This is a genomic window from Sphingobacterium cavernae (assembly GCF_008520265.1).
Classification (GTDB): Bacteria; Bacteroidota; Bacteroidia; order Sphingobacteriales; family Sphingobacteriaceae; genus Sphingobacterium; species Sphingobacterium cavernae.
This window is the reverse complement of the sequence record NZ_VIQM01000030.1, coordinates 37,458-56,489: the sequence shown is the minus strand read 5'-3', so window position 1 is coordinate 56,489 and position 19,032 is coordinate 37,458. Positions and strand designations below refer to the sequence as shown.

Sequence of the window (19,032 nt, the reverse complement as noted above, 5' to 3'; positions counted from 1 at the left end):
TTGGACAGTATAAACTCTTCTAAAGAAAATAGTGAGGATATAATTTGATTTTTCACAAAAAGCTTTCCTAATTAATAGAAGAGGGCAGATTTTTTTACACCCTAAATTTATTTAGGACAGCTGTGATTTTTTCTATTAAATTACGATAAAATCTATAAAACACCAAAATGTTTTAGTGCATTCCAGATGCCATCGGAGTCTACATCGTCGGTCGTATAATCAGCAATTTCTTTGACTTCTGGATTGGCATTACCCATCGCTACCCCAATACCTACATGTTTCAGCATGGTGATATCATTACCGCCATCCCCAAAAGCCATTGTATTAGCTCTATCGATTCCAAAGTATTCACAAAATACATCAATACCTACTTGCTTGCTTTGTCCTTGGGGATTTACATCTGCAAAAAGGGGAGACCAGCGTGAAGCCAATGAATTAGGCATTACTTTCTGCATAAATTCCTTTTCTTCCTCTGGACCTAAGAAAATGTTTGTTTGCAAGATGGACGAAGTATCTACTTTTTCCATATCCACCAAAGGAGGTACAGGAAGATTGAGATGCGCATACATCCCCGCTATTTCGGGTGTCACATCGTGTATGCTCACTTCTTTTTCGGACATAAATGAAAAACTCAATGGGTTTTCTTTCGCATAGTTCAAGATCGATTGGATATCGCTAGAATCTATTGCTTTTTTGAATAATATTTCTCCTTCTTTACTCAGGCAGTAGCCCCCATTAAAGGTGATGTATCCATCAAAATTAAGGTAACGAACATGGTCAATGCTATTTATAGAACGACCAGTAGAAAGAATAGTTTTGATTCCTTTGGCTTGCAATTGTTCGATTGCTTCTTCGGTAGAAGGGGATACTTCGTGAGTCTTGAAACTTAATAAGGTACCATCAATATCGAAAAAAACGGCTTGAATGTTTGGGTTTTGCATATGAATATAATGTGGTTCAAAAGTAAAAAGATATTCTTCAAAATTCAACTTCGAAGGCGCTTTTCGTATCTTTGGCGATTAATCAACAGTACAAACATGAGCGTTTTACCCGCATTCTTGAATCAAATCAAAGAAAGTATAGCAAATGAGAGCTTTATCAAACTGTCTTTGGGAAACTACAAAGGCGAAATTGCGCACCTTAAGAATATCTATGTCAAAGCTGTATTGATAAAACGTGAGCTCAAACTTTCGTTTACCTATCGCTATCAAACGCGTGACATTACGAAGAATTTTGAGGTAGAAGCAGGGCAGGTGGAGATTGAAAATCTGTTGGATGCAACTGGATTTCGCATATGTACGTTGTTTACAACTACAGAAAACCGTATTTGTGAACTGAATTCAAAACAGGTTTGGTTTGTGAAGTCGGAGAAAGCAACAGCGGTAAAACCTACAGATCTTTCTCACGACAAACAAAAGGAACGTAAAGTTGGAGATTCGAACAAAGCTTATTTGAAAGAATTACGTTTGACTGATGAGCAGGGGAAAGTATACAAAAATGCGCAAGATAAGTGGAAACAAATCAACCATTATATCGAACTGTTGAGTACAGAGTTGTACGCTTTGCCAGCAAAGGATGTATTGCGTGTGGTGGATATGGGCGCCGGAAAAGGATACTTGACCTTTGCGTTATACGATTATCTGAATAACGAATTGAACCGTAAAACCGAAGTTGAAGGGGTAGAATACCGACAAGATTTGGTGGAATTGTGTAATGCGATTGCGCAAAGAAGTGATTTTAATCAGTTGAATTTTGTGCAGGGAACGATTGAGGACTACAAACCTCATTCGGATTTGGACATACTAATCGCTTTGCATGCTTGTGATACTGCGACGGATGATGCGATTTACAAAGGAATTCAGCACAATGCAAATCTTATTGTCGTAGCACCATGTTGCCACAAGCAAGTTCGTCGTCAACTCGAACAAGTGAAAGCCAAAAATGATTTGTCATTTATGACCAAGCACGGCATTTTTTTGGAACGTCACGCCGAAATGTTGACAGATGGTACCCGTTCGTTAATCTTGGAATATTTTGGTTACCAAACTAAAGTTATGCAGTTTATTTCGGATGCGCATACGCCTAAGAATGTAATGATCGTTGCAGTGAAGAAATCTATAGATGCATCTAAACAAACACAACTATTAGAGAAGTTAAAAACCACAAAAGCCTATTTTGGTATAGAATATCACTATTTAGAGAAGATTTGTGGATTATAAAATTATAAAGCCCTTGCTTATTATTTGAGCAAGGGCTTTTTTCTTAAATGCCCTAATTCAGGGTGGGTAAATATTCTTTATTCAAAAAGGATTAAACCTGTGTATTATCCAATTACACTTCGTATAAATAAATTTTTACTTCAAAAAATCTCTTATTGTTTGCAAGCCTTGTACTACATGTTCTGGTGGTATTCCATGTCCTCCTGAGTAGTAGAATTTTTGTACGTCAATATTTTTACTTTTTAATGCTGTTTCAAATTTTTGAGCTTGTAATATAGAAACCAATCTATCATCCTGTCCATGCAATAACAAGTATTTTGTTGTCGTATTATTTATAAAATTTAATGGTGAAGCTTGAAAATAGTTTTGTTCCTTATTTTGTGGTGTACCACCCAAAAAAGCTACCAGGACTTGTTTTGCTTCCTCATTTCCATCGGTATACAAAGATTTCAGCTCATAGGCTCCTGATATGCCAGATTGTACCTTTGATACGAGGGGAAGGGTTCTTAACAGTATACAATGCTGCCAAATGTGCGCCAGCACTACCACCTAAGATGTATGTAGCATTACTGTTGACTTGATAGGTGTTTGCGTTTTTAAAGATAAAGTCCATCGCCACTTTCACATCTTGTTCTGCTGCTGGATATTGATTTACTTCACTGGTGGCTAATCGGTAGTTAAACGAAAATACAGCTATGTCGGGAAATTCTTTTTTTAAGTTTTCGAGGTTATCTCTATTAAGAATTACATCAAAATCTGATTTATCACCACCAATCCAACCTCCACCATGAATTAAAACGAGAATCTTAGTTTTAGTTGCGTGTCTTCCTGACGGAAGCATGATATCCATTTTATTTCTATCATGAGGACCATAGCTTATATTCTCTAAAATAATATCTTCATTTGTTGGGTAAGTTATTTCATTTTTGTCTTTACTACAGCTTATTTGTAGCAATGTAAAAATAGGACATAATAGAAGTAATTTTAGCTTTTTCATAATCGAAAGTTTATAGTGTTCTATAAATATCTTTCAATTATGATGCCGATATTAATTATTGGTTAAATTGTTATTTCAGGATTATTTATTGGAGTTAATGGAGTCTAATGTTCCATATTTCTCAATAATATAAATGGTCGCTGCTTTAAGAGCCCTATCTCTATTTACTGGATGATAGCCTGGTCCTGTGAAAAATTCTACTTTATTATTAACCTTTGAATACCAAATTTTTTTTAAGTCTTTGGCCGTTAAAGTATCTGGTCGTGTGATTTTCCTTAAGGATAATAAAGATTTGTCCTTTACATGGATAATTTCTTGTTCAATATTGCGTTCCCCACAATCGACTGCTATATATTTTTCTCCATCCCAATAGGCGCAGACATTGTCTTTAAATTTATTATATGTTATCAAGCCAATAGGAAGCATGGTCATAATTCCTACTATTGAAGCGATTGATTTTTTATTTAACCATGAAAAATTACTAATCCTATTTGTGTTTAAACGATTTTCTAACTTATCATCTTCTTTCTGTATATCTGGTTGCTCAACTTTTTTTTCATCGGAAATATACGTTTGGTTATTGCTTTCCGAAATTTCTGTATCTCCTTTATCTAACTTTTCTATTTTCCATTTGTGATAAGGTCGAGGCTGAAAATCAATTAAAATAGCACTTAATTTAACGATTATTTCACTTGGTTCTTTGGTACTACCAATTAGATAATTTTGAACTGATTTCAATTTGCCTAGATCTGTTCTTTTAATTGCTAATTCGAGACTTTCATAACCTCTTTTTGGGTCGAAAAACTCTTGAAAAATATTCTTATCGTCCGTTACCAATTCATTTTTTAAACAAAGAATAGCATGATCTCGGAGATTAGCAGGAGTGGGGTTTTCCATCCAGGAGGATAGCTTTCCATTCTCTTTTTTTGAAACGTAATCAACAATTACTTCGGATTTAAAACTGTCAAAATTAAACATATTAGGTTATTAATGATGTTAGCTATTATACACATTTATTTTTAGTTGACATATCAAGTCTCCAATTTAAGGGGGTAAAAACCAATTGTACCAATTAAATAGAAACAATAAACATAAAAAGTGCAAAAAATGTGCATTAGTTGCGATTAAATGATGTTTTTATAGAAATGGTGTAAAATTCCAGTTGTACTGATTAATTGTATAATGTTGGATTTTGCTTGGATAATTTTAAAGCGGTTTTAAATGTTTATTCAAATGAGTTTGAAAGATGTTTAAAACCGTTGTTATTTTAAAAGATGTTTAATCTTATATTCGAATAATGATAGTCTAGCCTCAAGGTCATTAACACGTGTATTCATAGTGTCAGGCTCGGGAAATTCAAATGCTAAGTTTGCTCTTTGATACCATAATTCTATAACATCTGACGCATCAAGTATGATGTTTGGATATTCTCGCTTATTGTGGTTATCAGATATTAAAATAAGCTTTCCGCTATCATTAGAACGGTTTAAAACGCGTTTAACAACAATTCCCTCTGATTTGGTTACAATTATATAAATACGTCCATCTCTAATATCATTTAAGCTTTCTGTCCATCTACCAATAGATATAGAGCTATTATGCATCGTAGGTGACATAGAGTGTCCTTTGATCTCAAAGGCTCTGTGTGTGCCGTTACCAAGATTAGGCATTCGAATGGTTGGTAGTGTTTCCACATACTCAGGATCACCATAACCATTCAAATAACCAGCAGCTGCTTTGACAGGTACTAAGCTAATTAATTCTGCATCATTTTCACCTATCGTTATAACTTTTGGTAGCCCTAGAATTGTAGTTGGGTGGACAGTTGGATGGACAATTTCTTTGTTTGATGGGTGGACACTAGGTGTGTTTTTTGTGTTGAAATCAACACTATTGTCTTGCGCAACGATTGGGGTATGTGAACTATTTCTATATGAAATTTGTGTACTATCGTCATATATAGAATTAATATCTATGTTTTCGTTATACAAAAAATGTATATACTCCATAGGTATAAACTTCTTCTTCCCTCCCTCGAGAAGGCTAATATCTTTTTGATTAATACCTGTTTTTAAAGCAATTTCAGCCTGAGAATACCCTAGTAACTCCCTGATAACTTTTAGTTTACCCCAATTCATTAAATATTATACATTTTTTGTATAAAAGTTTGGTTCATTATACCTTTTTAGTATATTTGTGAACGCAAAGGAACAATTAATAAACGAATATATGAAAAACGAAAACGAGATGTGCCAATTTTCTGCACTTTCTGAAAGAATATTAGTTCCAGCAGATGTAACTGCAAAACTAGCAGGCTGTTCAGAAAGTGCAGTTAAAAAGGTTCGTAATGGATTTATCGGAAAGACTGGGAAAGGCAAAGTTTGTCAGAATATCGTATTAACAGACCAATTATTAAAGCAAGCTATCCTTATTGGGGTGAAGGAAGTAGCTGGAATTTTAGAATCCAACAAATAGCAACATGATCTATATTAACAATAATATACTGTGCTTGACTTATAATGAGTTTGTGCCTGCTATAATGGTAGCAGATACTTACAATAAGAATAGGTCTCGAGGTAATATTACTGTTCATGGTCGAGGGGGTAACGGCAGTAAAGTATTGATTGAATATGAGTCTCTGCCTACTAAGTATAAGGATAAGGTAAAAGAATTATTCGGCAATCCTTACGACTATATGGCAAAACAGCCCATATTGGATTTGATAGATTGGGATTACAAAGCATTTACTTTCTATTCTGATTATATATTGCCGAATGGCTCAAAGTTACCTGCAAGTGACTGTGATGCGATGGGTAAAGAACAAATTAACTATGTAGATAGGTATACTAAATGTGTGAACTGGCTTAATATGTTGAGTAAGTTCACTACTGATAAACGAGCTTTAAAGCAAGCTTTGAATATTTCAGTAATGGAGTTTTGGGATGTGGTAAGTGAGCTTATATTAAAACAACATATCGCACTTCCAACGAATCCAAAAAGGCTGAAAGAAAAACTAAAAGAATTCAATTCGTATGCTGATCCTTTGGATAGATTCGAAATGCTCATCGAAAAACACCGTTTTGGTAATAGCAACGCTAAGGCTCGTGATGAAGAAAGTGATGCTTTAATCTTAAAACTTTTAGCTGATCCTCGCAAACATGATGATACAGTGATAGCAGCTGCATATAATAAGTATGCAAAAGAACACGGTAAAAAGACGTTGACAGCAGGGGCTATTGCGTATATCCGTAAGCAAAATGAACACATTATTGCATCAACACGTGATGGTGATAAAAGAGCATATAATAAATTCAGTAAAGAGATTGGACGTGATCGTGCATCATCTCCATTGCTCTTATTGAATGCGGATGATAACACACTAGACTTATTTTTCACGGCATCCTATAGAAATGCATCGGGCAAATTGGTTAAAAACGCTTATTATAGGCCTAACCTATATGTTATAATCGATACATATAATGATTATATACTTGGTTATTCGTATGGGGATAATATCACACATGAGGTAATATATGATGCTTTCCGCAACGCTTTGAATCATATTCAAGAGCTAACTGGAGCTTATTATTTAGGTCATCAATTGCAAACTGACCGATGGGGTCTTGATGTGAAGATGAAAAATGAATTAGCTGATTTCTACACTAAAGTAGGCGGTAAATTCACGCCACAAGCGCATAGAGTGCCACAAGGTAAATATATCGAGCGTTCATTTGGTACAGAATGGCATCAAGTATTAAAGGTGCTTCCTACTAAAAATTATTCAGGACATAACATTAAGGCAAAAGAAGCATTAAGTCAAGAATTCATTGCTCAAAATGCCAAAAATCATCCAAGCATTGAACAAATGCCTCAAATTATCGAAGGCTTTATTAATATAATGCGAAATAAGCCAAATCCAAAAACAGGTATTAGCCGTCAAGTGGAATGGTTAGAGGCCTTTATGCAGTCCGAAAAGAGCCGTAAAAATCACATCGACACTGCTACTAAGTTGTCCATTATTGGAAAAAAACATCCAAATCTATTGACAATCACGACAAAAGGAGTTCAAGGTATGATAGCAGGTCAAAAACTACGCTTTGATCTACCTGATGAAGTGATATGGAAATACAATGGTGCAAAAGTGGAGGTACTATATGATCCTGAACGATTAGATGAAGTTCTAATCACTGATGGTAAAGGTTTACGCTTTGTCGCAAGTGAATACAATCCAATGCCAGCAGCTTTAGCAGATTTTGAGGAAGGTGACGGCAAAAGACTACATACAGCTTTCGAAAATAAAAGGCAAATATCCATGAAGCTTACTTCTATTCTGCAAGAAAAGCTAAAAGCATTGGATGGCTCAAATATTAATCCTGAATCATTATTACAAGCTGGGGTAATGATCAAAGATTTGAAAAATAATGCTGAAGCTGAATACCTACAACAACTATATGAAGGTAAAAAAGCATTACCAACAACCGAAAAAGTAAAAGTAACTGCATCGGGCTATGAGGATGATAGTCGTGACGATGTGAGGGATTTATATTAAAATAAAAGGTAATGAATGAGTTTTTTGAAGCAATAGAAGCGCATAAACAAACCGCTATAGCTGTAGGATTATTTATAGGGATTCTATTATCTATCCTACGAGACAAGAATAAATAACTCCCAAGACTGCAATCTTGGGAGTCCGCAAAGTGTAAACATTAATAAGCGATCAAAAATGAATACAGAAACAAAACTAAAGATTAAAAACGACTTGTACCAATTTGTACAGAAAGTCAAAAGCCAAAATAAGGCATCACAACAATTAGTCGGTGTCAGTATTGGAACTATCAGCAATATTCTAGCTGACAAATGGGATAATATCTCAGACGATATGTGGACTAAAATCCAAAATCAAGTATCGATTTCAGTAGAAAGCGAATGGAAAGTATTGACTGAAACAAAGCGAATGAATATGATTCAAACGGTGTATCTCGATGCGCAACAATACAGCGAGGTATTCTGTGTAGTTGCACCTGAAGGTAGTGGTAAAACTGAACCATCAAAACGATTTGCAGAGCGTGAAAACGTGTATCTCGTAAAGTGCAAGGAACATTTGAACCGCAAAACATTCCTTGGTGATTTACTTCATGCAATGGGAAAAGATAGCGGAGGCTATACCGTATACGAAATGATGGGTGTAGTCTTAGAAACTATTTTAAGAGCTGATAAACCTTTAATCATACTAGATGAAGCGGACAAAATAAGTGATCAAGTGCTTTATTTCTTTATTACAATTTACAATGAGACAGAAGGTAAATGTGGTCTAGTACTTCAGGCTACAGATCATTTAAAAAAGCGTATTCAAAAAGGCGTTTCGATAAATAAGAAAGGCTATAAGGAAATATTTAGCCGTATAGGTAGAAAGTTTATTGAATTACCTGCCAACACTACAGATGAGTTAAAACGCATAGCTATTATAAACGGTGTGGATGATGAGTTAGAGGCTGTACGAATAGTCAATGATAGCGAAATGGACATAAGACGAATTAAACGCCTTGTATTAGCCTACAGGCGCAAGAAAGGAGCAGCATAATGGATAAAATAATAGCTAAATCAAAAAGCTGGATTAGTAAAGTGAAAACTGTTCAAACTGTAAATAAAGAGCTTGTATTACGCAAGCTCAATATTTCAGAGGCACAATATGTAGACATGGTGCTAGATGGTGGTTTTGACTATTTGCGCTCAGTTCTTGAGTTGGAGGAGGTACTCGTACAAGATTTGGTTAGCTCCAGTCTATTTTGGAAATGGTGGATGAATCATTGGCAAAAATGGGATGCAGAGTTTTTGATCAAATCAAGACGTGAAAATCCTCGCATTGTCCAAAAGGTATATAATCAATTGCATGACCCATCAGACAAAGGCTATGCACCAAATAAAAAGCTTTTGAACGCGATGTTAGCAGAGGCTGTAGTAGATAAACTAATTGAAGAGTCAATATGAAAACAAATTTAATTATTAGTACCGTTTCTGAAGCTCTTAACATATCAGTTGACACTATTTTAAATAAAGGTCGCAAAACTGATCAATTGTATGCAAGATATATCACCATTGCCATATTAAGAGAAGAAGGCTATAGTACAAATGAGATAGCAATTCTATTCAATAATTATACTAGAAACTGCATTGCAAATCATTGTACTGATGTTTTCAAGGAGCTTATAGCATACAATAGAGTTTTTAAAGATATGTACTTACAGGCTGTGAAAGCCGTAGAGGATTTAGATTATGAAAGTGAAAATGAATCGCCAGCAGCTTGAAGCTGTAGAGTTAATCATTCGTATAATGATGGAAGAAAACAAGCCTTCTGATGCTGCTGAAAAGCTTGTATATGACATTGTATACAAGTGGTATAGTAAGATTCGCACGCGTGTAGAAAAGGCTATAATCACAAAAGATGGTTGGTCTCTGAAATTCACTGAACAAGAAGCTTTAGCTGTTAATGTATTCCTTTCAAATTTTCCAATTCCTGTTGGCTATCAATACGAGGAAATTCAGTTAAACACAATTTATGGACACTTAGATCAAGAGTATGGAAGACTTATTTCATCAGATAGCAGTTATAGAAAACTGGCTACGTGACAAACCGCACGCTGGTCAAGAGGAAAAATCTGAAATGATCCGAAGGTTAAGGGAATTGAACGACAGACTTAATCGAATACAAGAAGGACTAATATTATTAAACAAGGGTGAAAGCCCACTTATAAAGCAAATCAATGAAAACAAATAATACATACGAAATTAAAGCAAAGCCAAATAATGGCTGCATGACAGCAGTAATACTATTCATAATCTGCTTAATCTTTGGCTTTATGGCTTCATGCAAAAAAAACGAATGCATTAAACCTCAATTCAGAATAGACAAGAGTAAGTTTTGTGCTGGCTGTATGCCAAAATCTAACTTAGACACCACATTTCATAAACATAATAAAAACTAAATATCATGACAGAATTATTAGAAAAACCAGTAAAAGACCTTACAGTCGAAGAATTATTTGCTTTGGCAAAACAAAAAGAAGCTGAACAAGATGCTCAAAAATTGAAAGCACGTCAGAACTATGAGGCATTGCGCGATGATAGTGTAAGTGAGATTGTGTCTAAAGCTAAAGATGTACACGGCATAATGAGTGCCTTTAAAAAGGAGTCATTTGAAGGAATTGAAACTCTGTATAAGATGCTTCAAGAGCATTCTGATCGCCATGCTCAGGGCAAAGGAAATGTAACCTTAGATACAAGTGATGGCAAGTCTCGTGTGGTGTTTAGACGTTCGGATAATACTCGTTTTGATGAACGTGCTACTCAAGCTGAAGCGCATATTTTGGAATTCATTGCTAATAGATGGGGAAATAAAGATGACGCCGACTCCAAATTTATAAAGAGAATGTTAGAACGAAAAAACGGAAAGCTTGATAAAAATCGGGTTTTGGATATGATTAGCATGAAAGACAACTACGATGACATACATTGGCGTAAAGGTATTGAACTATTACAAGAATCAATCGTGCCTGATAACACGAAGTTCTATGCCGAATACTACTACAGAAGCGAGGATGATGAATGGATTCAAATACCGTTAAACTTTTCCAAATTATCAGTATAAATCGTGATAATCCCGATTATCAATAAAAATAATAATAATAATATTGAGCCGATTATCTGTATTTAATCGGCTCATTAATCCAAGCATGGAGCTTTAAACGGATCGTTACCGTTTTTGGATGCAAATTAAGTGTAAATATTAATTATAAATAATGGAATTATTAAGACCAATTTTCCTGTTTATTATAGCCTTTTTAATTGGAGGCTGGATGGACTTGCGTGTACGACGTAGAGCTAAAATCTCAGTAGTATCACCTGTACAAAACCATGAGATATGGCGCACATGCTCTCATTGTGGGGAGTATTTTGATATGCGCTCAGACGGTTTCTGTTGTCCTAATTGTGGAACGAATAATAAATAAAAATAAGCGATCATATGAAAAGAAACGAAGTAACAACGGTAGACAAACTGCAAATTGGAGACCGATTTTATTTCCTAAATGACAAAAACAAAGTCGTTTGGGAGAAGGTAGATTTCGCTGTGAAAACTGCACACTATCGTACCTATAGTCATTTTGCTCTATTGGGTACATATGCAGACCGAGTGAAAGACTCCGTAATGCGCAAGAATAATAGTAAGGGTATGCAACCTGACACAAGAATAGTGTTTTTGAAAAGTAAGGAGGTTGGGGTATGAAGTATATTATTATTCATCAAGAAAGCTATGATGATCAAGCTGTAACTTATCCTATCATATTTCCAAATGAATTAAATCATTCAGATGTAGCAGATGTAATAACCTCTTTAATAAGAATAAGTAATAAAAGAGTTGAAACAATTAGTGCTGGATTTTATAATGTAGGAACTGGGGACACATATGGTAATAGTGAAACATTAGGTTTGGAGTCTAGGGATATAGACGATCAAATTATAAAATTCAGAGATTACTTCATTTTTGATAATATTCAAAAACCTAACATTAAGAAATAGAATGAAAGCATTAGGAATAGTACAATTTCATCAAAAGAAGTTCAAATTAATGGACTTAGAAGGTTCGGATTTCCAACCTACTTTGGGTAATATACCGCTACATTTTATTTGTGTTATTGGTGGTTATAGTGGAAATGGTAAGACTGAATTTTGTGTTAAGCTTGCTAAAGAATTGGTTAAATACAATTTATCAAGCAAAGCAGCTTGGTTTTCATACGAGCAAAGACATGGTTTTGACCTTCAGACAGCAACAAAGCGTAATAAAATGGAAGAAGTATCGGGGCGATTTATACCTATTGACCCAATTGCAAACCTGCCAAAAGGTGTGACTTTTTTGGAGGATTTAGATAATTATCTTTCAAAGCGCAATAGCCCTGATTATGTTTTTATTGATTCTGTAGACTATACTGGATGGAAGAAAGAGGATTACATCTACCTCAAAGAAAAGTACGAAGGTAAAAAGACTTTGATATTCATCTGTCACACTGATAGATCAGGCAACCCTAGGAAGTCTATAGCTGCTGACATTATTTTCGATGGTGGTATGTTTATTCTTGTCCAAAAGTACATAGCTACACCGCAAAAAAATCGTTTTGGAGGCTTCGAGCCGTATGTGATTTGGGAGCAAAAAGCACGAGAGCTAAACCCACTATTCTTTGATCCGAAGAATAAGGCATCTGCAAAATCATCTTCTAAACAACCTGAGCTATTTGGAAATTTAGAAGATGAAAGCACAGGGGTAATAAAGAATCCGATATCTGAAAGTAAGGGGGTAGATGCAAAATGTGGGCTTAAAGTAGTGGGGTAATTATTATGAAAAAGTATGTTTTAACATCAAGCATGTTTAGTGGTAGTGTGACTTTTGGTTTTAATGAAGCTGGCTGGTTGATTTTCTTCTCTAACGAATCTGATTTTACATAAGTACAGCACGCGTGGCTTTTCAGTGCTGAGAAAGATGTTTTCCCGATACATATAAGCAAAATTGAAAAGTTGATATCTGTTATTAAGGGTAAATTAACAGAAGTACCACCTGACATTTCTTTTGAGGCGTTTTGGAGTGCGTATGGGCGCAAAATCAATCGTAAGCGATGCGAAGATATATACAAGCGAATGGACGACACTAAACGCTTAAAATGTATTATATCAATAAAGCCCTATTTGGATTATTTGTCACGTGTTAAATGGCGTAATCAAGCTGATCCTGACACGTACCTACGTCAAGAAATGTATGATAGTGATTGGAATAAATTAATTAGTTAGGAAATGAAAATATTAGAAAGTACATCAGGACAACGACAAAAAATCGGTTATTTAATTAGCCGATTGTCACTTGATACCGACACCAAAGAAGAGCTTATCTATCTGCATACGGATGGACGTAGCACCAGTATAAGAGATTTGAAATTTGAAGAAGCCGACAAGGTTATTAGAAGTCTTACTTCAGGAGAAGTGAAATACCATACCCCAAAAGAAAAGATGGTGCGTAAAATATTATCAATGGCGCACGAAATGAACTGGGAGCTTCAGACTGGTAAAGTTGATATGGATCGCGTTAATAGATGGTGTGTTGATTATGGTTATTTGCACAAGGAAATTGATCGATACACTGAGAGTGAGCTTCCGCAATTGGTTTCTGCATTTGAAAATATGCACTTGAAACATTTAAAAGGATTGAATTAAATTGTAAATTAGAATTATGAAAAGAATTGTTTTGATATTGATCTCAGTAGTTTTGTTAGTTTCTTGTGCTGAGAAGCCCAAAAATTATACTGTGATTCTGCATGGTAATAGAGGATTTGATGATGAGAAAGTGGTTATATCAGCTCTAACCGATAGTATTGCATATAAAGATGCCTTAATTAAATTTTATGGTGCTAAAATAGCTTCAAAACAATATAAATTTAAAGACAAGTATGCTTACATAAGTGTATTAAACGAAGCTGGTCAAAGCTTATTTCCTATACTTGGTAGTAATACAATTGATAATATAAAGATTGATCTGTCTACACATCCTATTATAAAAGAAATACAGGAAGAAGATTCAAAACTCCCTGAATTTTGATAAGAAGATGTTAAGAAACTCGAATAGCCACATATAGAAAATGTGGCTATTTTTGTATTAATGATAAGAGGAAGCCAAACTGTAACATCTATTTTCCCAACTGCTATACAAACTGAAACAACTCGCAAGGGTAATAAAGGTGTGTATACAGAAGATCGTGACATTTGTCTTTGCTACCGCTATTATTACTACTATCAGCTAAAGCGTATTCGTATGGATGATGCTATTGTAAACCTCGAAAGAGAGTTCTTTATTTCATCTACTACAATTATGGCTCGACTTGTAGAATACGCTGATCTACTAAAAGATATTGTCGGCAATAATCCAACTAAAGCAAAGCTTCGTAAAAAATACCCTCATTTCGTTTGGGAATAATTTGGTATTATTGTGTAAACCAAAGTTATTAATCTATGTTTCAGTTTTATTTTGACCTTACTGAGTCTATTCCAAGCTTTACCGATTGGATTCAAGCGATAAGTGCTTTAATTATCGTTTTTTTTACTTGGAAAATGAAAAATTATGCAAAAGAAGCATTGAATACTTGGAAAGAAGATAAGTATGATTCTTATATTATAGATGCAGAGTTAGTCTTGCCTGAAATGACAAAAGTGTTGATGCATTTGTCATTCTTTATTAGAACCGAGATTTTAACAAATGACAGCGAAAAATATCTCCCTAAAATCACTGAATCATTTAACGATGCTTATGAAAAAATAAAACAATTAGATTTAAATGGGCATCATTTAAAATTATCAAAAATCGATAACAACGAAATTACCATAAAAAAAACAATTGATGAATATAAAGTTTATTTTAATAAGATAAGAAGTATTATTGCGCTAACAATAATTAAGAACGCCGATTATTCAGCTAATACTAAATCGGAAACCTATTCAAAATATTATAATGAATTATCAGTGTTGACTTCTGATTTTGTGACAAATGAACCAAATTAAAACTCTTCCACTTTTCCAGTAGTAAAAGTTAGTCTTACAATATCAAAATTTCGATTATCTTCATCAATAATACTTATACATTCCCATTTGTATGTATTACCTAGTTTTAAGCCCTGAAATAACCCTAAAACACTTTCGATGGTATCGTAATACGCTAAAGACTTTTCCAAACGTTGTGCGCTGTTTAAATTGTTATGTTCGATATATCTTTCGAAAGCTATTCTTATTTGAATAGTTTGTGTAACCCTTTGCATAAGTGGGTTTAAGTTTTCGCGCCTTGGCTGATTAACTTTAATCAAAGCACAAGGGAATTTTACTTCAGGTCTAGTTTCGTAGTTCTCAAGCTGACCGCGGTCACGATCTATGAATTCAATTAAATTGGATTCTTCGAGTTTGTTTAGTGTGTTTATGAATGTTTGTTTCATAGTATTAAAGGTTTTTAAAATGGGTTTTAAAACGGTTTTTTATCTCTTTCATCAATGCTGGTGATTTTCCCATAAATTGACGCTGTGGCATGGTGGTCGTGTAAGCACCAATGGATGCGCGTTGGCTGAACGAAGCTTTCTCATTGTTTTTTGCAAAAAGCGTTTTTCCTTTGAACTTTCCTCTTGTGAATTTTTTGTGAGTTACTATAGTCGTTCTTGCTTGGTGCTGTATTGTTCCACCCTCGTTATGAATTTTTGCATAAGGTACTTTAGATGATCCAGCAGAAAGTGATGCTATAGTATTTGAAACTGATACAATTTTCAGCGTTCTAAATAAATTATTAGTTCGCATCATTAATGATCCCCTTGACGGCTCATGCTTTTTGTTCTTGTATTGTTGATAAGGTTTACCATCCCATTGCTTTTTTATCAATGCATTTTGAAAATGTTCTAATGCCGTCTCTGCAACCAATTGTGGAGCAAGGTCGATTTTACTTTCTATCTTGTTGAATATAGCTTGCAACTGTTGATCAAACTTTTTCATAAATACTTCATATTAATATAATTTGTATATTTGTATTGTAATACTACCTCGTGTAAACTTGAGACTGTCAATAAAGGTTAGGCAGTGGCTCGTGACTGGATTTCCAACGTGGTACTTTACATAACCTTACTTAAAGCCATTTGATTAATCAAATGGCTTTAATATTTTATCAATAGTCCCTTTCTCAATTTGACATCATCCAACCTGAACCATGTTTCAATTTTTAGCTCTAAAGAATCAGTCAAAGTACAAATCACAACTACAGCTTGGTCTTGATAATATTTCAAATACATGAATGAATTTAATTTTTGATTGTTATAGTTATTTAGCCATACTTCATCAGGATTTTTGATTATTGAATCAATTTCATTCAAATACATGTGACGAGTTTTATATTTATCGTATCTCGTATTTGTATGTGAACGTAATGTAGCTTTGTCGATGGTAATTAGCCTATTATTGTAATCTCTTACCCCCAATTTTTTAGTTGTCACCTTTTGAAGACTATTTGCAAAATCTTCTATAGCTTCGGTGATTTGATTTTCTTTATATTTTGGCTTGAATTCCAAATCGTTGAAATTTTCTTCAATTGGTTTTAATCCCCAATCTTTAGAAGTGATATTATTCATCTTCTTAACGACATCCAAATAATCATTGGTGTAGTGTTGATTCTCTATAAACACTTGACCCTTGTCCATACGATTTACCCCAAACCCAGCTTTTGCAGACTTTTTGAAAGCTTCACTATCCAAATAGATATTTACTTTTTCTTCAGATGCTTTGATCTGCTCTTTAGTCACTTCATCTTTCGTTCTAGGTACTATCCAGCAACGACAGTTCCATTCGTTAGGAGGCATTATATATTTCCATGCTGGATGATTCCAAGGAAGTACAATGTCGTGCAGGCGAGCATGTGAGTGTCTTACCTTTTCGTCACCTACTGTCTTATACTGCCAATACGGAAAATTGTCAGTTTGCTTCATTAGGCGATTGTAAGTCGCTGCCATTTCACCAACTGCAATAGCTGTATTGTATTCCGTTTCGAGCCACGTCTTATTGTGTACATCCAGCATCGATGATGCTGTGTCGTAAAACTCACGGAAAGATTTTGACTTTCTGAAAAGCTCATTTAGTTGCTGTGCTTCAAATAATGTTTTAGCTCCAGCAAATCGAAACAAGTTTATTTCGTAAGCTGTCTTTGATGCAGGATCATCTACTCCATATTGAAAACCTAAATCAACTAACTGAGTCGGTTTGGTATTCCAGCCTTCCATAAAAGCTATTGCTAAAGCTGAAGCTGTGTAATTGAATAAATCAGCATCAAATTCGAGGTTGCCTTTTGCAGCCCAAGCTCTTTCAATTAATCCATCTTTTACCTTATCAAATACCTTCGCTGCTGTAAATCTTACAAGCTGAATATTATTCGTGTGGTGACTTCCAAATGCCCCGACTAGCTGTTGATTCTGTGCTATCGGGGCTGAGTGAAAAAGTCTCAAAAAGCGTCTGAAGAATGATAGCTTTTGTCTTTTTTCTTCTTTAGACTCTTCAGGGTTAGTGTCTTTTTTACTTGCTGAAACAGCAGGGGTACGTGCATTGCTTTTGATTTTGGAAGTTGGGCTATCTTCTTCCAAATCTTCGTTTTTGCTATTGTTAGCCTCATTTTTTAAATCATCGTAATTATCAGGCTTGCGTACTCCATATTCTTCATAGAAAAAATCATCATCAACAGGGATGCCATTCTTGCGCATTGACAGGTGAATATCGAAAGCTGACTTATCTAAGTTCTTATCTTTCTTAATAACGAACGTTCCTCCTTTGGTATCGAATCCAGCTGCTTTCAAAACTTTGATAAATTGAGAATTTAAGGAGCGTCTTACAAATTGCAAGTCAGATTCGTTTTTCTTTTCATCGGACTTATTGTGTATTTCTGCTTGTGCATATCCACTAGATTTGCTGGAGTCAGTTGTTTCAGTAGATCCAATAAGTACCTTCGATATATAAGCGTCCATTTTGGAAACAAAAGTATCTTGAAGTTGACCGTTTGCATTGCCTGTACTATTCTTTATATCAACCTTAGTGCCTGAAGGTCTTATAAGTATTCCTCCTGATCCCATTTCTTTGATAGACTTAGCTAATAGCTGACGTTGACCATCGTCAAATCCATCCCACTCGGCATCAATAATTCCGCGTCCAAAGATTTCAATAAACTCAGCCCAATCTGCTGTACTGCCTCGCTTGTAAATGGAATACATAGCCGCTGAAAGATACAAGCCTAAATCTTTTGCCTTTCCAAACTGCATAATAGTTTTTGCATAAACTCCTTCATTGATGTTGATGCCTTCTTGATCGTGCTGATGTTTGGTAACATGTCCAATATTAGGACGCAAGTGTTTTTTTGGAATAGAATATAATGAGAATTCATTTTGACCATTGTCATTTATAAAAAATCGAGGTTCACACATGGCATATCCCCACGCTTTAGAATCGATAATTTCTTTGAGTAAATCTTCAAATCCTATACAGTCAATTAGCTCGTTTATTTCATCAACTGGATTGCCATCTTTGTCCGTAAACTCCCAATTGGCTGTCGTGATAGCGTCTTGTCTTTTTGTCCATACAGCTATTACTTGACCATCTGTGGTGCTGATGTCATGATAAAGATCATACAAATACACGCGGCTGGGAATTAAGCTTTCGGCTGCACGTGTGGCATTGCGCCAATTGCCAATGTCTTGACTTTGCCTATTAAAAGGCTGTACGGTTATATTTTGAATAATTGGAGCGGTGGTGTTCTTACCAGCTTCAATTTTTTTAACTACATTTTTGTTCCGTGCCATGATTAAAAATAGTTTTCACGTTTAGGTCTGCTATCTACTGTAAAAGCTCCTGTATTATTTGTTTCTTCAGGCAAAGCCCAGTTTCGCGGTGTAACCTTTCCTGATTGAATATCTTTTAATCTTGCAATAGCGTCATCATATCTTTCTTTAGCTAATTCCAAATCAGTTGCTACATTGCAGATATTTATAAAATGCCATTTAGCAATATCTTTTAACCATGTTCTGAGATTAGCATAAGTTTTACGGTCTTCGCTTGTAAGTATAGCATTTAAATCAAATCGTGATAAATAGCCACAAGCTTCACTAATTGCAGTGTCGATTGCTTCTGTTAACATTTCATCGTTATCATCTTCTATTTTTTCAATTACGCCTTCGTGCATGTGCGTATAAAAGTCTTCGCGTGTAATAAATTCCATCT

General features: G+C 34.8%; 25 protein-coding genes. 16 read left to right on the top strand and 9 right to left on the bottom strand.

Translation table 11 applies throughout. The annotated features are described in order from the left end of the window. Window positions 1-152: 152 nt before the first annotated feature. Window positions 153-941 (bottom strand): Cof-type HAD-IIB family hydrolase, encoded by a 789-nt coding sequence (locus tag FLS47_RS06275; protein ID WP_149913529.1) that lies wholly within the window; start codon window positions 939-941, stop codon window positions 153-155. Window positions 942-1,037: 96 nt separating this feature from the next. Between FLS47_RS06275 and FLS47_RS06270 the strand changes: the two genes are divergently transcribed. After that, the gene (locus tag FLS47_RS06270; protein WP_149913528.1) at window positions 1,038-2,219 is read left to right on the top strand and encodes a class I SAM-dependent methyltransferase; all 1,182 of its coding nucleotides are present in this window, start codon (window positions 1,038-1,040) and stop codon (window positions 2,217-2,219) included. Window positions 2,220-2,354: 135 nt separating this feature from the next. Here the strand turns inward: FLS47_RS06270 and FLS47_RS06265 are convergent, their stop codons facing one another. The 4 genes from FLS47_RS06265 to FLS47_RS06250 all read right to left on the bottom strand — a co-directional run bounded on the left by FLS47_RS06265 (window position 2,355) and on the right by FLS47_RS06250 (window position 5,225). Further along, window positions 2,355-2,663 carry an alpha/beta hydrolase family protein gene (locus FLS47_RS06265; RefSeq protein WP_188347373.1) on the bottom strand — a complete coding sequence of 103 codons (309 nt, stop codon included), beginning with the start codon at window positions 2,661-2,663 and terminating at the stop codon, window positions 2,355-2,357. A 10-nt stretch (window positions 2,664-2,673) separates the two neighbouring features. Further along, a complete protein-coding gene (locus FLS47_RS06260; RefSeq protein ID WP_149913526.1) occupies window positions 2,674-3,216 on the bottom strand; it encodes an alpha/beta hydrolase in 543 nt (180 codons plus the stop codon). Window positions 3,217-3,297: 81 nt separating this feature from the next. Further along, window positions 3,298-4,194, bottom strand: coding sequence for a hypothetical protein (locus tag FLS47_RS06255; RefSeq protein WP_149913525.1), 897 nt, complete (start codon window positions 4,192-4,194; stop codon window positions 3,298-3,300). A 284-nt stretch (window positions 4,195-4,478) separates the two neighbouring features. After that, on the bottom strand, window positions 4,479-5,225 hold the full coding sequence (locus FLS47_RS06250; protein WP_223225155.1) for a S24 family peptidase: 747 nt from the start codon (window positions 5,223-5,225) through the stop codon (window positions 4,479-4,481). Between the two features lie 220 nt (window positions 5,226-5,445). Here FLS47_RS06250 and FLS47_RS06245 point away from each other — a divergent pair, with 220 nt between their 5' ends. From FLS47_RS06245 to FLS47_RS06170, 15 genes are all read left to right on the top strand, one after another. Then, window positions 5,446-5,691, top strand: coding sequence for a hypothetical protein (locus tag FLS47_RS06245; RefSeq protein ID WP_149913523.1), 246 nt, complete (start codon window positions 5,446-5,448; stop codon window positions 5,689-5,691). A 4-nt stretch (window positions 5,692-5,695) separates the two neighbouring features. Further along, window positions 5,696-7,765 carry a transposase family protein gene (locus FLS47_RS06240; RefSeq protein WP_149913522.1) on the top strand — a complete coding sequence of 690 codons (2,070 nt, stop codon included), beginning with the start codon at window positions 5,696-5,698 and terminating at the stop codon, window positions 7,763-7,765. A gap of 174 nt (window positions 7,766-7,939) precedes the next feature. Continuing rightward, entirely contained in the window at window positions 7,940-8,797 is an 858-nt protein-coding gene (locus FLS47_RS06235; RefSeq protein WP_149913521.1) for an ATP-binding protein, read from the top strand. Further along, window positions 8,797-9,204 (top strand): hypothetical protein, encoded by a 408-nt coding sequence (locus FLS47_RS06230; protein ID WP_149913520.1) that lies wholly within the window; start codon window positions 8,797-8,799, stop codon window positions 9,202-9,204. Before FLS47_RS06235 ends, FLS47_RS06230 begins: the two co-directional genes overlap by 1 nt. Beyond that, entirely contained in the window at window positions 9,201-9,521 is a 321-nt protein-coding gene (locus FLS47_RS06225) for a helix-turn-helix domain-containing protein (protein WP_149913519.1), read from the top strand. Before FLS47_RS06230 ends, FLS47_RS06225 begins: the two co-directional genes overlap by 4 nt. Then, complete coding sequence (locus tag FLS47_RS06220) at window positions 9,490-9,843, top strand: hypothetical protein (RefSeq protein ID WP_149913518.1); 354 nt, start codon at window positions 9,490-9,492, stop codon at window positions 9,841-9,843. The genes FLS47_RS06225 and FLS47_RS06220 overlap by 32 nt, the downstream gene beginning before the upstream one ends. A gap of 361 nt (window positions 9,844-10,204) precedes the next feature. Further along, entirely contained in the window at window positions 10,205-10,861 is a 657-nt protein-coding gene (locus tag FLS47_RS06210; RefSeq protein ID WP_149913516.1) for a DUF3164 family protein, read from the top strand. 375 nt (window positions 10,862-11,236) lie between these two features. Beyond that, window positions 11,237-11,497 (top strand): hypothetical protein, encoded by a 261-nt coding sequence (locus FLS47_RS06205; RefSeq protein ID WP_149913515.1) that lies wholly within the window; start codon window positions 11,237-11,239, stop codon window positions 11,495-11,497. After that, on the top strand, window positions 11,494-11,790 hold the full coding sequence (locus FLS47_RS06200; RefSeq protein ID WP_149913514.1) for a hypothetical protein: 297 nt from the start codon (window positions 11,494-11,496) through the stop codon (window positions 11,788-11,790). The genes FLS47_RS06205 and FLS47_RS06200 overlap by 4 nt, the downstream gene beginning before the upstream one ends. Before the next feature lies 1 nt (window position 11,791). Further along, window positions 11,792-12,598 carry a P-loop NTPase family protein gene (locus FLS47_RS06195; RefSeq protein WP_149913513.1) on the top strand — a complete coding sequence of 269 codons (807 nt, stop codon included), beginning with the start codon at window positions 11,792-11,794 and terminating at the stop codon, window positions 12,596-12,598. Between the two features lie 182 nt (window positions 12,599-12,780). Then, window positions 12,781-13,050, top strand: coding sequence for a hypothetical protein (locus FLS47_RS06190; protein ID WP_149913512.1), 270 nt, complete (start codon window positions 12,781-12,783; stop codon window positions 13,048-13,050). A gap of 3 nt (window positions 13,051-13,053) precedes the next feature. Further along, window positions 13,054-13,470 carry a hypothetical protein gene (locus FLS47_RS06185; protein ID WP_149913511.1) on the top strand — a complete coding sequence of 139 codons (417 nt, stop codon included), beginning with the start codon at window positions 13,054-13,056 and terminating at the stop codon, window positions 13,468-13,470. A 16-nt stretch (window positions 13,471-13,486) separates the two neighbouring features. Next, the gene (locus tag FLS47_RS06180; RefSeq protein ID WP_149913510.1) at window positions 13,487-13,852 is read left to right on the top strand and encodes a hypothetical protein; all 366 of its coding nucleotides are present in this window, start codon (window positions 13,487-13,489) and stop codon (window positions 13,850-13,852) included. Between the two features lie 60 nt (window positions 13,853-13,912). Beyond that, entirely contained in the window at window positions 13,913-14,227 is a 315-nt protein-coding gene (locus FLS47_RS06175; protein ID WP_149913509.1) for a hypothetical protein, read from the top strand. A gap of 35 nt (window positions 14,228-14,262) precedes the next feature. Then, the gene (locus tag FLS47_RS06170; RefSeq protein WP_149913508.1) at window positions 14,263-14,808 is read left to right on the top strand and encodes a hypothetical protein; all 546 of its coding nucleotides are present in this window, start codon (window positions 14,263-14,265) and stop codon (window positions 14,806-14,808) included. Here FLS47_RS06170 and FLS47_RS06165 read toward each other — a convergent pair. The 4 genes from FLS47_RS06165 to FLS47_RS06150 all read right to left on the bottom strand — a co-directional run bounded on the left by FLS47_RS06165 (window position 14,805) and on the right by FLS47_RS06150 (window position 19,030). Next, window positions 14,805-15,233: a hypothetical protein gene (locus tag FLS47_RS06165; protein WP_149913507.1), complete on the bottom strand. Its 429-nt coding sequence runs from the start codon at window positions 15,231-15,233 to the stop codon at window positions 14,805-14,807. The genes FLS47_RS06170 and FLS47_RS06165 overlap by 4 nt on opposite strands. Before the next feature lie 4 nt (window positions 15,234-15,237). Then, window positions 15,238-15,777 (bottom strand): phage virion morphogenesis protein, encoded by a 540-nt coding sequence (locus FLS47_RS06160; protein ID WP_149913506.1) that lies wholly within the window; start codon window positions 15,775-15,777, stop codon window positions 15,238-15,240. A gap of 158 nt (window positions 15,778-15,935) precedes the next feature. Beyond that, a complete protein-coding gene (locus tag FLS47_RS06155; protein ID WP_149913505.1) occupies window positions 15,936-18,614 on the bottom strand; it encodes a phage portal protein family protein in 2,679 nt (892 codons plus the stop codon). Window positions 18,615-18,616: 2 nt separating this feature from the next. Then, window positions 18,617-19,030, bottom strand: coding sequence for a phage protein Gp36 family protein (locus tag FLS47_RS06150; RefSeq protein ID WP_149913504.1), 414 nt, complete (start codon window positions 19,028-19,030; stop codon window positions 18,617-18,619). Window positions 19,031-19,032 lie beyond the last annotated feature (2 nt).

Bases quoted from the DNA above. Each gene is read 5' to 3' on its own strand.
- FLS47_RS06275 (WP_149913529.1), bottom strand. From the start codon at position 941: ATGCAAAACCCAAACATTCAAGCCGTTTTTTTCGATATTGATGGTACC.
- FLS47_RS06270 (WP_149913528.1), top strand. From the start codon at position 1,038: ATGAGCGTTTTACCCGCATTCTTGAATCAAATCAAAGAAAGTATAGCA.
- FLS47_RS06260 (WP_149913526.1), bottom strand. From the start codon at position 3,216: ATGAAAAAGCTAAAATTACTTCTATTATGTCCTATTTTTACATTGCTA.
- FLS47_RS06255 (WP_149913525.1), bottom strand. From the start codon at position 4,194: ATGTTTAATTTTGACAGTTTTAAATCCGAAGTAATTGTTGATTACGTT.
- FLS47_RS06250 (WP_223225155.1), bottom strand. From the start codon at position 5,225: ATGGAGTATATACATTTTTTGTATAACGAAAACATAGATATTAATTCT.
- FLS47_RS06245 (WP_149913523.1), top strand. From the start codon at position 5,446: ATGAAAAACGAAAACGAGATGTGCCAATTTTCTGCACTTTCTGAAAGA.
- FLS47_RS06240 (WP_149913522.1), top strand. From the start codon at position 5,696: ATGATCTATATTAACAATAATATACTGTGCTTGACTTATAATGAGTTT.
- FLS47_RS06235 (WP_149913521.1), top strand. From the start codon at position 7,940: ATGAATACAGAAACAAAACTAAAGATTAAAAACGACTTGTACCAATTT.
- FLS47_RS06230 (WP_149913520.1), top strand. From the start codon at position 8,797: ATGGATAAAATAATAGCTAAATCAAAAAGCTGGATTAGTAAAGTGAAA.
- FLS47_RS06225 (WP_149913519.1), top strand. From the start codon at position 9,201: ATGAAAACAAATTTAATTATTAGTACCGTTTCTGAAGCTCTTAACATA.
- FLS47_RS06220 (WP_149913518.1), top strand. From the start codon at position 9,490: ATGAAAGTGAAAATGAATCGCCAGCAGCTTGAAGCTGTAGAGTTAATC.
- FLS47_RS06210 (WP_149913516.1), top strand. From the start codon at position 10,205: ATGACAGAATTATTAGAAAAACCAGTAAAAGACCTTACAGTCGAAGAA.
- FLS47_RS06205 (WP_149913515.1), top strand. From the start codon at position 11,237: ATGAAAAGAAACGAAGTAACAACGGTAGACAAACTGCAAATTGGAGAC.
- FLS47_RS06200 (WP_149913514.1), top strand. From the start codon at position 11,494: ATGAAGTATATTATTATTCATCAAGAAAGCTATGATGATCAAGCTGTA.
- FLS47_RS06195 (WP_149913513.1), top strand. From the start codon at position 11,792: ATGAAAGCATTAGGAATAGTACAATTTCATCAAAAGAAGTTCAAATTA.
- FLS47_RS06185 (WP_149913511.1), top strand. From the start codon at position 13,054: ATGAAAATATTAGAAAGTACATCAGGACAACGACAAAAAATCGGTTAT.
- FLS47_RS06180 (WP_149913510.1), top strand. From the start codon at position 13,487: ATGAAAAGAATTGTTTTGATATTGATCTCAGTAGTTTTGTTAGTTTCT.
- FLS47_RS06175 (WP_149913509.1), top strand. From the start codon at position 13,913: ATGATAAGAGGAAGCCAAACTGTAACATCTATTTTCCCAACTGCTATA.
- FLS47_RS06170 (WP_149913508.1), top strand. From the start codon at position 14,263: ATGTTTCAGTTTTATTTTGACCTTACTGAGTCTATTCCAAGCTTTACC.
- FLS47_RS06165 (WP_149913507.1), bottom strand. From the start codon at position 15,233: ATGAAACAAACATTCATAAACACACTAAACAAACTCGAAGAATCCAAT.
- FLS47_RS06160 (WP_149913506.1), bottom strand. From the start codon at position 15,777: ATGAAAAAGTTTGATCAACAGTTGCAAGCTATATTCAACAAGATAGAA.
- FLS47_RS06155 (WP_149913505.1), bottom strand. From the start codon at position 18,614: ATGGCACGGAACAAAAATGTAGTTAAAAAAATTGAAGCTGGTAAGAAC.
- FLS47_RS06150 (WP_149913504.1), bottom strand. From the start codon at position 19,030: ATGGAATTTATTACACGCGAAGACTTTTATACGCACATGCACGAAGGC.